The 13,302-nt window shown below is 73.0% G+C and carries 13 protein-coding genes and 1 pseudogene; 7 read left to right on the plus strand and 7 right to left on the minus strand.

Features of this window, described 5'->3' with window-relative positions; all coding sequences use genetic code 11:
- Positions 1–19: 19 nt before the first annotated feature.
- Positions 20–859, minus strand: a complete 840-nt coding sequence (locus tag AC07DF_RS23160) for an AraC family transcriptional regulator (protein WP_478974352.1) — start codon at positions 857–859, stop codon at positions 20–22.
- 97 nt (positions 860–956) lie between these two features.
- Between AC07DF_RS23160 and AC07DF_RS23165 the strand changes: the two genes are divergently transcribed.
- The 4 genes from AC07DF_RS23165 (at position 957) to AC07DF_RS23180 (ending at position 3,861) form a co-directional block, all read left to right on the plus strand.
- Positions 957–1,712, plus strand: coding sequence for a MerR family transcriptional regulator (locus AC07DF_RS23165; RefSeq protein ID WP_478974355.1), 756 nt, complete (start codon positions 957–959; stop codon positions 1,710–1,712).
- Positions 1,709–2,287 (plus strand): hypothetical protein, encoded by a 579-nt coding sequence (locus AC07DF_RS23170; RefSeq protein ID WP_478974358.1) that lies wholly within the window; start codon positions 1,709–1,711, stop codon positions 2,285–2,287. The genes AC07DF_RS23165 and AC07DF_RS23170 overlap by 4 nt, the downstream gene beginning before the upstream one ends.
- Positions 2,288–2,341: 54 nt before the next feature.
- Complete coding sequence (gene yaaA / locus AC07DF_RS23175) at positions 2,342–3,124, plus strand: peroxide stress protein YaaA (RefSeq protein ID WP_478974361.1); 783 nt, start codon at positions 2,342–2,344, stop codon at positions 3,122–3,124.
- Positions 3,125–3,213: 89 nt separating this feature from the next.
- Positions 3,214–3,861: a bifunctional 4-hydroxy-2-oxoglutarate aldolase/2-dehydro-3-deoxy-phosphogluconate aldolase gene (locus AC07DF_RS23180; RefSeq protein WP_478974364.1), complete on the plus strand. Its 648-nt coding sequence runs from the start codon at positions 3,214–3,216 to the stop codon at positions 3,859–3,861.
- On the opposite strand, the gene AC07DF_RS23185 is transcribed toward AC07DF_RS23180, so the two are convergent.
- Genes AC07DF_RS23185 through AC07DF_RS23195 form a run of 3 tightly spaced genes read right to left on the minus strand, consistent with a single transcriptional unit; the run spans position 3,836 to position 6,690 of the window.
- Positions 3,836–5,062: a bifunctional RNase H/acid phosphatase gene (locus AC07DF_RS23185; protein ID WP_478974674.1), complete on the minus strand. Its 1,227-nt coding sequence runs from the start codon at positions 5,060–5,062 to the stop codon at positions 3,836–3,838. The two genes, AC07DF_RS23180 and AC07DF_RS23185, sit on opposite strands and share 26 nt — an antisense overlap.
- Positions 5,063–5,095: 33 nt before the next feature.
- Positions 5,096–5,839 (minus strand): zinc ribbon domain-containing protein, encoded by a 744-nt coding sequence (locus AC07DF_RS23190; protein WP_478974677.1) that lies wholly within the window; start codon positions 5,837–5,839, stop codon positions 5,096–5,098.
- Positions 5,836–6,690 (minus strand): Nif3-like dinuclear metal center hexameric protein, encoded by an 855-nt coding sequence (locus tag AC07DF_RS23195; protein ID WP_478974367.1) that lies wholly within the window; start codon positions 6,688–6,690, stop codon positions 5,836–5,838. Before AC07DF_RS23195 ends, AC07DF_RS23190 begins: the two co-directional genes overlap by 4 nt.
- Positions 6,691–6,958: 268 nt before the next feature.
- On the opposite strand from AC07DF_RS23195, the gene AC07DF_RS23200 reads away from it, so the two are divergent.
- The gene (locus AC07DF_RS23200) at positions 6,959–8,272 is read left to right on the plus strand and encodes a hypothetical protein (protein ID WP_478974370.1); all 1,314 of its coding nucleotides are present in this window, start codon (positions 6,959–6,961) and stop codon (positions 8,270–8,272) included.
- Positions 8,273–8,369: 97 nt separating this feature from the next.
- Positions 8,370–8,537 carry a hypothetical protein gene (locus tag AC07DF_RS23205; protein ID WP_478974373.1) on the plus strand — a complete coding sequence of 56 codons (168 nt, stop codon included), beginning with the start codon at positions 8,370–8,372 and terminating at the stop codon, positions 8,535–8,537.
- A 69-nt stretch (positions 8,538–8,606) separates the two neighbouring features.
- Here the strand turns inward: AC07DF_RS23205 and AC07DF_RS23210 are convergent, their stop codons facing one another.
- Genes AC07DF_RS23210 through AC07DF_RS23220 form a run of 3 tightly spaced genes read right to left on the minus strand, consistent with a single transcriptional unit; the run spans position 8,607 to position 11,549 of the window.
- Positions 8,607–9,560, minus strand: a complete 954-nt coding sequence (locus AC07DF_RS23210) for a 3-oxoacyl-ACP reductase (RefSeq protein ID WP_478974376.1) — start codon at positions 9,558–9,560, stop codon at positions 8,607–8,609.
- Between the two features lie 11 nt (positions 9,561–9,571).
- Positions 9,572–10,648, minus strand: a complete 1,077-nt coding sequence (locus AC07DF_RS23215) for a Zn-dependent alcohol dehydrogenase (RefSeq protein ID WP_478974379.1) — start codon at positions 10,646–10,648, stop codon at positions 9,572–9,574.
- Positions 10,649–10,691: 43 nt separating this feature from the next.
- Complete coding sequence (locus AC07DF_RS23220; protein WP_478974382.1) at positions 10,692–11,549, minus strand: MaoC/PaaZ C-terminal domain-containing protein; 858 nt, start codon at positions 11,547–11,549, stop codon at positions 10,692–10,694.
- Between the two features lie 322 nt (positions 11,550–11,871).
- On the opposite strand from AC07DF_RS23220, the pseudogene AC07DF_RS23225 reads away from it, so the two are divergent.
- Positions 11,872–13,080, plus strand: a pseudogene (locus tag AC07DF_RS23225) (sensor histidine kinase); the annotation flags it as partial.
- Between the last annotated feature and the right edge of the window lie 222 nt (positions 13,081–13,302).

A 13,302-nucleotide genomic window follows, 5' to 3' on the forward strand; every position in this document is an offset into this window, starting at 1 on the left:
GCGGCGAGTCTCGGCCGTCTCACCCCGCCGTGTCTTGAACGCTGTTGCGGTACGCCGCCGGGGTCACCCCCAGGACCCGGCGGAACCAGCGGGTGAGGTGTGCCTGGTCGGCGAAGCCGACGAGGCCGGCGACCTCGGCGGGGCGCAGGCCGGTTTCCAGGAGCCCGCGGGCCCTGGCGACCCGGTGCTGGGCGAGCCAGGCGTACGGCGGTACGCCCATCGTCGTGCGGAAGGCGCGCAGCAGCTGGTAGCGGGAGAGGCCGAGGTCGGTGGCGAGGGCGGCCAGGGAGGGAGGGTCCAGCAGTTCGTCGGCGAGGCGGTCGCGTACGGACCTGGCGATGTGGTCGGCGCCGGCAATCGCGTCGGTGCTCGCCCTCGCCGTGGAGTGGCGGCGGGCCAGGGCCGTGAGCAGCCAGGGCAGCCGGGACTCGGCTTCCAGCGGGTCGGGGCAGACGCTGATGTCCGTGTGGGCGGCGCGGAGGGCGGTGGCCAGTTCCGGGTCGTGGAGGACGGCGTCACGGAAGTGCGGGAGGCCGCCGAGGGTGCCGTCGGTGAGCAGGGACGGCTCGGCGTAGAGGGCCTGGTAGGCGTATCCGTCGGAGGCGGCCGGGCCGCCGGTGTGCATCTCGCCGGGCTCCAGGACGACGATCGAGCCGGGGTAGGAGTGGATGCGGCCCCCTCGGTACGCGATGACCTCCGAGCCGCCGACCGTGACGCCGATGGTGAATTCGGTGTGAGCGTGCGGCGCGTAGACGTGCTGGTCGAAGTGGGCGGTGAGCAGGTCCAGGGGTGGGCCGGAGCGGCCCAGGTGTGCTCTGGTCCAGCGGGCCTGTTCCCGTATCCGTTGCCGTGTGCTCACTTCGTACCCCCCGGCTCACAGGGGAGCAGAGGAAGTCGGCGGTGTCCAGGGCTCATGAGCTTGACCTTGCCGCAACGTCAACGTCTTCACTGGTCCCATGCGGATCGGAGAACTCGCCGGCGCCGTCGGCGTCACCACGCGGGCTGTGCGGCATTACCACCAGCTGGGCCTGCTGCCCGAACCGGAGCGGCGGGCCAACGGATATCGGGAGTACGGGCTGCGGCACGCCGTCGTGCTGGCGCGGATCCGGCGGCTGACCGAGCTGGGGCTCGGGCTCGCCGAGGTGCGGGACGTGCTGGCGGACGAGGCCGGGAAGGACCTGGTCGAGGTGCTGACCGAGCTGGACGAGGATCTGGCGCGGCAGGAGGAGGCCATCCGGGAGCGGCGGGGGCGGTTGCGGATCCTGCTGGAGGCGGAGGGCGGGTTGCCGGATGAAGGGCCGGTGTCGCCGGAGCTGGCGGCGTTGTTCGCCGGGTCGGCGCAGCTGTCGGACTCGCCCATGGCCGCCAAGGATCGCGAGATCATGGCCTTCCTGGAGACGGCCATGCCGGACGAGGCACGGGAGCAGCTCGTGTCGTCGTTGGGTGAGGCCCTGGGGAGTCCCGAGGCCGTGGCGCGGGCCCATGAGGCGTACGCGCTGCTCGACGCGCTCGCCGAGGCGGAGCCGGACGATCCACGTGTCGCCGAGGCCGCCCGGGCGCTGGCCGACTGCATTCCGCCGGGGCTGTTCCCGGAGGTCGGGAGCCTCGACCACGACGACAGTGTGATGCGCGCCTTCTACGACGATCTGGCCCCGGCCCAGGCGGAGGCGATCCGCCGGACGCTCCACATCCTCACCGAGGAGCGGCGATGAGGATCGCGCGGCTGCTGGTCCGGCACGAGGTGCGTGTGCTCGTGAGTCTCGTGCTGTGGGTGGCACGGCGGACGGAGGGGACCCGGGGTGGTCAGGCCTTCGGGTACGCGCGGGGGCAGGGCGCGATGATGTTCGGGTTCGCGTTCGTGTGCCTCGTCGAGACGGTCGCGATGTCCGTGCTGCTGAAGGACTGGCCGACCGTGCACGCCGCCTTCCTCTTCGTGGACGTGTACAGCGTCGTCTTCGTCGTCGGGCTGCACGCCTCGTCCGTCGTACGTCCGCACGTACTGGATGTGGACGGCGGGGCTCTGCGGATCCGGCGGTACGTCCATGTCGATCTGCGGGTGCCGCTGGAGCTGATCGCCTCGGTGCGGCGTGAGCTGCGGATGACGCACGAGCGGGCCGACGGCGAGCTCAATGTCGAGGTGGGCGCCCAGACGACCGTCACGATCGAGCTGACGGAACCCGTCACCCATCTCACCTTCTTCGGGCGTCGGCGCCCGGTGCGGGTGGTCCGGTTCCATGCCGACGACGCGGACGGGCTCGTCCGCGCCCTCGGCCGGGCGCGCGTCTGAGCTCCCCGTACGCCCCCGTACGCTGTCGGGCGGAGTTCGATCGAAGGAGTACGCGTGCTTGTCCTGTTGCCGCCGTCCGAAGGCAAGGCGTCGTCCGGTCGCGGTGCGCCGCTGAAGCCGCAGTCGCTGTCCCTGCCGGGGCTGACCGACGCCCGGGAGGCGGTCCTCACGGAGCTGGTCGAGCTGTGCGCCGGCGACGAGGACAAGGCGCGCGAGGTGCTCGGGCTCAGCGAGGGGCTGCGGGGCGAGGTCGCGAAGAACGCGGAGCTGCGGACGGCGGGAGCGCGGCCGGCCGGGGAGATCTACACCGGTGTGCTCTACGACGCCCTCGGTCTGGGGACCCTGGACGCCGCCGCCAAGCGGCGGGCGGCGCGGTCGCTGCTCGTGTTCTCCGGGTTGTGGGGTGCCGTGCGGGTGACGGACCGGATTCCGTCCTACCGGTGCTCGATGGGGGTGAAGCTGCCGGGGCTCGGGGCGCTGGGCGCGCACTGGCGTACGCCGATGGCGTCGGTGCTTCCCGAGGTGGCCGGGGACGGGCTGGTGCTGGATCTGCGGTCCGCCGCGTACACCGCCGCCTGGAAGCCGAAGGGCGAGGTCGCCGGGCGGACGGCGTCGGTACGGGTGCTGCACGCGCCGACGCGGAAGGTGGTCAGCCACTTCAACAAGGCGACCAAGGGGCGGATCGTGCGCGGCCTGCTGACCGCCGGGGCCGATCCGAAGGGCCCGGCTGAGCTGGTCACGGTTTTGCGGGAGCTCGGGTACGTCGTCGAGGCCGAGGCGCCGGGCAAGGCGGGGCAGGCGTGGGCGCTGGATGTGCTGGTGGACGAGGTTCACTGACTCCCCAACTTCACTGACCCCCCAACACCCTTGTTGCAACATACGCAATGAGCTTTGCACATGCTGCTGGATCGGCGCAGGATACCGCCATGGTCTCTCCCCTGCCCGCCTCCGTGCTGGACCTCGCGCCCGTCATCCCTGTCGTCGTCATCGAGGATGCGAGCGACGCCGTACCGCTGGCGCGGGCGCTGGTGGCCGGTGGGCTGCCCGCGATCGAGGTGACGCTGCGGACGCCCGCGGCGCTGGAGGCGATCCGGGAGATCGCGGGGCAGGTGCCGGGGGCGGTGGTGGGTGCCGGGACGGTGATCAGTCCCGGGCAGGTCGAGGAATCGGTGGCCGCGGGTGCCCGTTTCTTGGTCAGTCCCGGCTGGACGGACGTACTGCTGGACGCGATGCGGGCGTCCGGGGTGCCGTTCCTGCCGGGGATTTCGACCACGTCGGAGGTCGTGGCGCTGCTGGAGCGCGGGGTGCGGGAGATGAAGTTCTTCCCGGCCGAGGCCGCGGGCGGTACGGCGTATCTGAAGTCGCTCGCCGGGCCGCTGCCGCAGGCGCGCTTCTGCCCGACGGGCGGGATCGGCCCGGCCTCCGCGCCGGACTACCTCGCACTGCCCAACGTCGGCTGCGTGGGCGGGAGCTGGATGCTCCCGCAGGACGCGGTCGCGGCCCGCGACTGGGGCCGTGTGGAGGAGCTGGCCCGTGCGGCGGCGGGGCTCAGCGCAGGTGGGACGTGTCGTTGAGGAGGCGGACGCTGGCGTTGCCGTCGGCGTAGTACGCCACGACCGACAGGGACGCGGCCGAGAGTTCCATGCGGAACAGGGACTCCGGCGGGGCGCCGAGGGCGAGCCGGACGAGCGTCTTGATCGGGGTCACGTGGGTGACGAGCAGGACCGTGCGGCCCGCATACGCCGCGACCAGCTTGTCGCGGGTGGCGGCGAGCCGGGTGGCCGTCGCCGCGAAGCTCTCGCCGCCGCCGGTGGGTTCGGCGTCCGGGGAGGCCAGCCAGGCGTTCAGGTCGTCGGGGTGACGCTCGCGCACCTCGGCGAAGGTGAGTCCCTCCCAGGCACCGAAGTCGGTCTCGCGCAGCCCGTCGTCGACACCCACCTCGAGCCCGAGCCGGGCGGCGACGATACCGGCGGTCTCGCGGGTGCGGGCGAGGGGCGAGGAGACGATCGCCTGGATCGTGCCGCGCCGGGCCAGCATCGCGGCGGCCCGCTCGGCCTGATCCCGGCCGGCGTCGGAGAGGGAGGGGTCGGTGCCGCCGCTGCCGGAGAAGCGCTTCTGGGGTGTCAGCGGGGTCTCGCCGTGGCGCAGGAGGACGAAGGTGGCGGGGGCGCCCAGGTCGGCGGGGGCCCAGCCGGGGGTGGCGACGGCCTTGGCGGCGCGGGTGTCGGCGTCCCCGGGGGCGGACCCGGTGGCGTTCCCCTGGGCGGACCCGGCGGCGTCCCCGTGGGCGGACCCGGTGGCTTCAGGAGTCCCGGAAGGGGCTGCGTCCAGCTCCGCCGTCGATGCCGACTCCGACCACTGCTCCCCCCTGGCCCCGGCGTCCATCGCCTCGTTGGCCAGCCGGTCCGCGTGCTTGTTCTGCTCCCTGGGCATCCACTCGTAGGTGACCCGCCCCGGGGGGAACACCCTGGCCGACTCTGCCGCCAGGGGTTTCATGTCGGGGTGTTTGATCTTCCAGCGGCCCGACATCTGCTCGATGACGAGCTTGGAGTCCATCCGGACGTGGACCGTCGCGTCCGGGTCCAGTTCATGGGCGGCGCGCAGACCGGCGAGGAGGCCGCGGTACTCGGCGACGTTGTTCGTGGCGACGCCGATGTACTCGGCAGCCTCCCGCAGGGTCTCCCCCGTGGTCGCGTCGCTCACCACGGCCCCGTAGCCCGCGGGCCCCGGGTTGCCCCGCGACCCGCCGTCGGCCTCGACGATGAACTCCCGCACGGCCACCGCCCCTGTCACCTCTTACAAACCCGACTACAGCCCGGACTCGGACGTGCGCACCAGGATGCGCCCGCAGTTCTCGCAGCGGATCACCGTGTCGGGCGCCGCCTTGCGGATGTCGGCCAGCTCCGTGAGGGCCAGCTCCTGCCGGCAGCCCTGGCAGCTGCGCGCGTACAGCTTCGCCGCGCCGATGCCGCCCTGCTGCTCGCGCAGCCGTTCGTAGAGCTTGAGCAGATCGGCGGGCACCGACCCGGCGACGACCTCGCGCTCCTTGGACGCCGTGGCGGCCTCGCCGTCGAGCTCCTCGAAGGCCGCGTCCCGGCGCGCGGTCGCGTCGTCGATCTTCGACTGGACGGAGGCGACCCGCTCGGCCAGCTCGGCCGCCCGCTCCTGCGCGGACTCCCGGCGCTCCATGACCTCCAGGACGACGTCCTCCAGATCGCCCTGCCGCTTGGCGAGGGAGGCGATCTCGCGCTGGAGGTTCTCCAGGTCCTTTGGAGAGGTGACGGCACCGGAGTCCATGCGCTGCTGGTCGCGGGTGGCGCGCTGGCGCACCTGGTCCACGTCCTGCTCGGCCTTGGTCTGCTCGCGGGCGGTGTCGCTCTCCTCGGTCTGCGCGGCCACGAGCAGGTCGCGCAGCTGGACGAGGTCCTTGGTCAGCGACTCGATCTCGGCGTGCTCGGGCAGCGACTTCCGCTTGTGTGCGAGCTGCTGCAGGCGGACGTCGAGGTCCTGGACGTCGAGGAGTCGGATCTGGTCGGCGGGCGCGGCGTTCAGTTCGGGGCTCCCAGGGGTTCAGAAGTGGTTGAGGCCGCGTGCGCGGTCCAGGGGTCGGTGACCGTCTTCGAGACGTGGACCCGCAGGTCCCATCCGTGCCGGTCGGAGATCTCGTCGAGCTGGCTCGCGGCCAGCTCGCACCAGGGCCACTCGGTGGCCCAGTGCGCCGCGTCGAGCAGCGCGAGGGGGCTGTGGGCGACGGCTTCCGACACCGGGTGGTGGCGCAGGTCCGCCGTGAGGAAGGCGTCGACGCCCGCCGCGCGTACGTGGTCGAAGAGGCTGTCGCCGGAGCCGCCGCTGACGGCGACCGTGCGCAGCAGCGCCTCGGGGTCGCCGGCTACGCGGATGCCCTGCGCGGTGGCGGGCAGCCGCTCGGCGGCGCGGGCGGCGAACTCGCGGACGGTCAGGGGGTGGTCCAGCGCGCAGACGCGACCCAGGCCCCGGCGGCCCTCGGGGTCGGTGGGGTCCGGGACGAGCGGTCCGGTGACGCGCAGGTCCAGGGCGCTCGCGAGGGCGTCGGAGACTCCCGGGTCGGCGCTGTCGGCGTTGGTGTGGGCGACGTGCAGCGCGATGTCGTTCTTGATGAGGGTGTGGACGACACGGCCCTTGAAGTGGGTCGCCGCGACGGTCGTCGTGCCGCGCAGATAGAGCGGGTGGTGGGTGACGAGCAGGTCGGCGCCCAGCTTCATCGCCTCGTCGACGATCTCCTGGACCGGGTCGACGGCGAACAGCACCCGGGTGACCTCCTGGTCCGGGTCACCCACGACCGTGCCGACCGCGTCCCAGGACTCGGCCCGCTCGGCGGGCCACAGGTTCTCGAGCGCGGCGATGACTTCAGACAGACGGGGCACGGGAGCAAGGCTACCCGTCTGATCTGTGGCGTTGAACCGCCACCGCCACGGCCTCCACCACCGTCTCCGCCATCGCCTCCACCACCGCCTCAGCCAGCGCCCCCGTCATCGCCACCGGCCCCGTCGGCCGCCGGTCGCCCCGCTGAGCACAAATGCCCCATTTCCTCAGGCGAATCGTTCCTGGAACACCCTTATGTGTGAAGCCGGAGCGCCCGGATTCCCCGCCTGTGGGACGAAAACTACGTTCGTCACTGGAGGTGACCGAACGATGACTGCCTGTGCGATCGAGCCTTCGGCGGGACATGAGGACGGGGACGGGGACGGGGCGGAGCCGACGGCCTGCGCCCTCTCCGCGGACGGTGCCTACGCCGCACGCCTGGCGTCGGCCGGCGACTCCTGGTTCCCGGAGCGCTGGACCCTGGACGGCCCCGAGCCGTACGCGGTGCCGCTGCCCCGCAATCAGCCGGAGGAGCCGGGCACCGAGGTGCAGCCGATGGCCGACGGGCGGGTCCTCATCCACCGTCTGGTGGCCGGACGGCACGCGTTCTCACTGCTGTACCCGACCGGCCCCGGCACCGGCGAGCTGCCCCTGGGCGCGATCGAGTGCCCGGACGCGGCCGCCCGGCTGCGGTTGCTGCCGCCCGCCCCCGGCGGCGAGCGGGCCTATGCCCTGGCGGTCGGCCGGCGTTCGACGGCGGTGTGGCTGGTGGCGGGCGGCCCCTTCGGGCCCGAGCAGCTGGCCGAGCTGCCCGGCCGCTGCTCGGGCGGGGTCTGGCTGGACCCGGCGGGGCGGTTGCTGGCCCTGGACCGGGAGACCGGCGGCCGCACCAAGGCCGTCGTGGTGGATCTGGAGCACGGCGGCCAGGTGTCCCCGCTGCTGCAGATCGCCGCCGACAGCGACGACCGGCTGCTGCTCGCCGACCACGACAGCGGGCTGCTGATCGTCCGCTCGGACGCTCCGTCGCCGGGCCAGGACCGGCTGGGCTGGGGTGTCCTGGGCAGCACCCTGCCGGTGCGCTTCCCTGAGTGCCTGCGGCTACGGGACTGCGCGGTGACGCCCTTCGCGATCCAGCCGGGGCAGGTGCTGACGCCGGAGAGCTGCGCGGTGGCGCTGCGCGTGGACGGGCCGGCGGGCAGCTGGATCGCCGTGTGGCGGCCGGCCGAGCGGCGGGTGCACCATCTCCCGGCGCCCGAGGGGTGGTTGGCGGGCACCGGCCTGTGGACACCGGAGGGAGTGCTGCGGCTGCCGTACGCGACGGAGGTCGTGCCGTGTGGCGTGGCGCAGGTGAGCCCGCCCACGGCGGCGGCGCCCGAGCCCGCCGCCGCGCCGCCGCCCTGTCCGGAGCCGGGCATGGGGCCGCGGCCGGGGCAGGAGGCGGACGCACAAACCACCGCCGGAACCACCGCACCGGGCCGCCCCCCAGAACCAGGACCGGGACCGAGGCCGGGACCTGCGCCGGGATCAGTACCGGCACCCGGATCAGGACCAGAACCGCCGCCGGCACCGGCACCCGCCGCCCCCTCCACCCCCCGTCCGGTGCCGTTGCAGCAGGCGCCGTTGGGACGGCTTGTAACGAACTAGTGCCGGTTGGCGTGGCCGCCTGGATTCCGGGCACGGGGTGCCGGATACACTCGCCCGGCTGCAAGAAAGATCATGTTGACGGGGTGAATTCCATCCGATGAGCGACGCCAGCACGAACCAGCTGCACACCGCCGATGTCCAGGAGACCTCCACCGGCCCAGGCCGGCACCGTGGTGAGGTCTCCACGCGGGACGGCGAGTCGGCTCCGCGGGGCCGCCACCGCAAGCCGGTGGCGGAGAGCGAGCAGACCGAGACGGCTGCCTGACGCAACGTCAGTTGTCGAACACCGAACGGCCCCACCCCTCGCCCGAGGGGTGGGGCCGTTCAGCGTTCCTCAGCCGCGTTTCAGTCCCAGCACCTCCGCCGCCGCGAAGGTCTCCCCCGTCGGCCGGTCCGCGTAGTACGGCCCGAGGACGGATTCCAGCTCGTCGTACGTGAAGGTGTCCTGCTTGCTGTCGAACTTGGCGGCGACCCGCGGCCGTTCGACGACGGCGACCATCCCGCCGTGCACCACGAGCAGCTGCCCGTTCACGTGGGCGGCCGCAGGCGAAGCCAGATAGCCGACGAGCGGGGCGACATGCTCGGGGGCGAGCGGGTCGAGGCCGTCACCGGATGCGCGCTCGACGCCCGCGAAGACGTCCTCGGTCATCCGGGTGCGGGCGCGGGGGCAGATCGCGTTGGCCGTCACGCCGTACTTGCCGAGGGCCAGGGCCGTGGAGGTGGTGAGGCCGACGATCCCGCCCTTGGCCGCCGCGTAGTTGGGCTGCCCGGCGGAACCGGCGAGGAACGCCTCCGAGGAGGTGTTCACGATCCGCCCGAACACCGGCTGTCCGGCCCGCTTGGACCGCTCCCGCCAGTGGGCGGCGGCGAACCGGGTGGTGTTGAAGTGCCCCTTGAGGTGCACCCGGAGTACGGCGTCCCACTCCTCCTCGGCCATCGAGAACACCATGCGGTCGCGCAGGATGCCCGCGTTGTTGACGAGGATGTCGAGCCTGCCGAACTCGGCGACGGCCGACTCGACCAGTTGGCCCGCCTTCCGGAAGTCGGAGACGTCGCCGGTGTGCGCGAGGGCGGCCCCGCCCGCCGCCCGGATCTCGGCGGCGACCTCCTCGGCGGGCCCGGCGGACGCCTCGCCGCTGCCGTCGCGGCCCGCCTGCCCGTAGTCGTTGACGACCACGGCGGCGCCGAGCCGGGCCAGTTCCAGCGCCTCGGCCCGGCCGAGCCCGCGGCCCGCGCCCGTGACGATCGCGGACAGTCCCTGGAGGGGCAGCGGCTGCGGCTGCGACATGGCGTGGGTCCTCACATCTCGATGCACGTACGCAGGGCGGTCCCGGTCCGCATCTGGTCCAGGGCCTCGTTGACGTCGGCGAACGGGACCCGGTGGGTGATCAGGCCCGCCAGGTCGACCCGGCCCGCGCGCCACAGGGCGATGGTGCGTTCGTAGGAGCGCAGGACGTCTCCGCCGCCGTACATGGACGGCAGGATCCGCTTCTCGTCGAAGAACAGCTCGAACATGTTGAGCTGGAGGAAGTCGTCCATGGCGCCGGCGCCGACCACGACGAGGGTGCCGCCGCGCCGGGTGGTGTCGTACGCGGTCCGTGCCGTGGCCGACTTGCCGACGACCTCGAAGACGTAGTCGAAGCCCTCGCCGGCGGTGACCCGCTGTTTGGCGTCGGGCAGTTCGTCCGGGGAGACGGCCTTGGTGGCGCCGAACTCGAGCGCGCTCTCGCGGCGCGAGGCGATGGGGTCGACGGCGACGATCTCGGCGGCGCCCCGCAGCCGGGCTCCCTGGATCACGGAGATGCCGACGCCCCCGCACCCGATGACCGCCACCGAAGAACCGGCCTCCATGTCCGCCGTGTTGAGCGCGGCACCCAGCCCGGTCGTCACACCGCAGCCGATGAGGGCGGCGATGTCGAAGGGCACGTCGTCGGGTATCGGCACCGCGCAGCCGGCGTCGACGACGACCTCCTCGGTGAAGGTGCCGGTGCCGGCGAAGCCGAAGACGTCCCCGCCGGGGCGTTTGAAGTTGGGCGTGCCGGCGTTCATGAACCCGGCGAGGCACAGTTCGGTCTGGCCGCGCTTGCAGGCGGGACAGGCGCCGCAGGCGGGCAGCCAGCACACGACGACCCGGTCACCGGTCTTCAAGTGGGTGACGCCCTCGCCGACTTCGAGGATCTCCCCCGCTCCCTCGTGCCCGGGCACGAAGGGCGCGGGCTGCGGCAGGACCCCGCTCATCGCTGACAGGTCCGAGTGGCACAGCCCCGTGGCGCGCACCCTGATCCGCACCTTGCCGGGTCCGAACCCCACCGCCTCGACGTCGTCGAGGACCTCCAGTTTGTCCTGGCCGATCTCGTGCAGTACGGCTGCGCGCATGGTGCGGCTCCCCTCGTACGGCGTTCTGGACTCGGTTGTGTACTCAGGTGTGTTCGACGATGGTGTCGGCGAGGACGGGCGCGTCCTCGCGCTCGACGGCACCGACGGCGACCCGGGTGGACTCCGGCGTGTGCCACATCCGGATCCGCAGCGTCTCCCCCGGGTACACGACCCCGGCGAACCGGGTGGTGTAGGTGCGCACCCGGGTCACGTCCCCGCCGAGCAGCGTGTCGACGACCGCCTTGAGCGTCATGCCGTAGGTGCACAGTCCGTGCAGGATGGGCCGCTCGAACCCGGCGACCTTGGCGAACTCGGGGTCGGCGTGCAAGGGGTTCCAGTCGCCGGAGAGGCGGTAGAGGAGGGCCTGGTCCTCGCGGACGTGCCGCTCGACGACCCGGTCCGGCTCACCGGCGGGCGGGGCGAGCCGGGCGGACGGGCCGCGGTCGCCGCCCCAGCCGCCCTCGCCGCGGATGAAGATCTGGGCGTCGTTGGTCCACAACGGGCCGTCGGGGTCGCCGACTTCGGTGCGCAGCACCAGGACGGCCGCCTTGCCCTTGTCGTACACGGCGGCGATCCGGTTGGTCGCGGTGGCGGTACCCGTCGCGGGGATGGGCCGGTGGATGACGAGGCTCTGGCCGCCGTGCAGGACACGGGCCAGGTCGACCTCGATGCCGGGCATGGACAGCCCGCCGGTCACCCCGGGCTTTCCGCCGCCCGCGACGGTGGCGAAGCTCGGCAGGACGTGCAGCCGGGACTCCAGGGTGTAGCGCAGCTCGTCGGGGTCGGTGGCAGGGGTGCCCGCGCCGATGCCGAGGTGGTACAGCTGCACGTCCTTGTGGTCCCAGGTGATCTCGCCGGTCCGGGGTTCGGCGGCGAGCGCCTTGGCTGCGTCGATGGGCATGGGGCTCCTGATCGCCGTAGGAAGGCCTCGGCAGCGCCGTGGGAAGGACCTCGGCACGGCCGTCCGCACCGTCGGCCGCACCGAGGCCGTCTGGGACCGGACCGGAACGGACCGACTTCAACTGGAACGCGTTCCAGTCCCGCGCCCTCTGTATAGCCCAGGCCCCCACACTTGTGAAGCCTCCTGACGTCGTGTCAGATATCGAGGTCGGGAGGGCGGGCGCCGGTGACATTTGTCCTGCCGAACTCCGTACAACCGCATCTGCCGCCCACCACGCCGTATCCGTAGCGTCACCGTCATAACCACGATCGAAGGCGGGGACATGTCCTGGACAGGCAAGGTCAGGTGCCACTTCGAGGCGACACGGTCGGCCGTCCGGCAGGCCAGGGCGCATCAGCGGTACTACAAGGCGAACAAGGCGCGGCTCGAGGCCGAGTGGCGGGCCGCCCGGAAGTCGGGCGAGCTCCCCGAGAACCCCGGGCCGCCGCCCAGCGGTTTCACGCTGCTGCCGTGGCTGCTGCTGGGGATGGGCGCGTTCTCCAACCTCTTCCAGGACCGGACGACGGACCCGTGGATCGGCGGGCTTGGGTTGTTCACGTTCAACTCGCTGTACATCTACGTGGCGTTCCGCGCGTTCGACCGGGAGAAGCGCGAGGCCCTGTCCACCCGGGTGGCGCTCGCGGTGCTGGCGGCCGTGACCTGCGCGCTCGGCGTCGGCTACGGCGGCACCTGGCTGCTGTTCTTCCCCCTGCTCGGGCTCGCGACGGGCGCGGCCCTGCGGCTGTCGCATCTGCGGCCCGCCGGTACGGCCGTGGCGGTGCTGGCGGGGGCGGTGTCCTGCTTCCACGACGGCTGGGGCGGCCTCGACATCGCGTACGCCACATGGATCTCGGCGATGGTGACGGCCGCGATCATCCGCCTCTCCGAGGCGGTACGGGAGCTGCGCGCCGCCCGCGAGGAGCTGGCCCGCCGGGCGGTCGAGAAGGAACGGCTCCGCTTCTCCCGTGACCTGCACGATCTGCTCGGGCACACGATGTCGGTGATCGTCGTGAAGTCGGAGGCGGCCAGACGCCTGGCAGCCCGCGACCTGGACGCCGCGCTGGCCCAGATCACGGACATCGAGGCCGTGGGCCGCCAGGCCCTGACGGAGATCCGCGAGGCCGTGACCGGCTACCGGCAGGGCAGCCTCGACACGGAACTCACCCGCGCGCACTCGGCCCTGACGGCGGCGGGCATCACCCTCACCGTGACCCGCACCGGCCCCCCGCTCGGACCGCAGACCGAGGTCCTGCTGGGCTGGGTGATACGGGAGGCGGTCACGAACGTCGTACGACACAGCACGGCGGCACGCTGCGAGATCACGCTGGCGGGGGCCGGGGAGCGGGTGCGGGTGACTGTGGCGGATGACGGGGCGGGGGTGGTCGCCGTGGGTGGGGCGGAGGGGGTCGCCGACGGCGGGCGCGGGGCCCTGGGCGGGGGCGAAGGCGGGACGGTCGCCGTGGGCGAAGGCGGGACGGTCGCCGTGGGCGAAGGCGGGACGGTCGCCGTGGGCGAAGGCGGGACGGTCGCCGTGGGCGAAGGCGGGGCGCTCGCCGTGGGCGAAGGCGGGACGGTCGCCGTGGGCGAAGGCGGGACGGTCGCCGACGGCAGGGCGGGAGCGGCCGGCCAAGGCGCGGCCGAAGCAGTCGCCACGAGCGGAGGCCGAGCGGTTGCCGAAGGCGGGGCAGGCGCGGCCGGGGCAATCGCCGCGGCC

It is taken from the genome of Streptomyces sp. NPDC044719 (genome assembly GCF_056433405.1).

Excerpts from the sequence above, each read along its gene's own strand:
- AC07DF_RS23205 (WP_478974373.1), top strand. The coding sequence starts at position 8,370 with ATGAGCGACGCCAGCACGAACCAGCTGCACACCGCCGATGTCCAGGAG.
- AC07DF_RS23165 (WP_478974355.1), top strand. The coding sequence starts at position 957 with ATGCGGATCGGAGAACTCGCCGGCGCCGTCGGCGTCACCACGCGGGCT.
- AC07DF_RS23210 (WP_478974376.1), bottom strand. The coding sequence starts at position 9,560 with ATGTCGCAGCCGCAGCCGCTGCCCCTCCAGGGACTGTCCGCGATCGTC.
- AC07DF_RS23215 (WP_478974379.1), bottom strand. The coding sequence starts at position 10,648 with ATGCGCGCAGCCGTACTGCACGAGATCGGCCAGGACAAACTGGAGGTC.
- AC07DF_RS23180 (WP_478974364.1), top strand. The coding sequence starts at position 3,214 with ATGGTCTCTCCCCTGCCCGCCTCCGTGCTGGACCTCGCGCCCGTCATC.
- AC07DF_RS23200 (WP_478974370.1), top strand. The coding sequence starts at position 6,959 with ATGACTGCCTGTGCGATCGAGCCTTCGGCGGGACATGAGGACGGGGAC.
- AC07DF_RS23220 (WP_478974382.1), bottom strand. The coding sequence starts at position 11,549 with ATGCCCATCGACGCAGCCAAGGCGCTCGCCGCCGAACCCCGGACCGGC.
- AC07DF_RS23170 (WP_478974358.1), top strand. The coding sequence starts at position 1,709 with ATGAGGATCGCGCGGCTGCTGGTCCGGCACGAGGTGCGTGTGCTCGTG.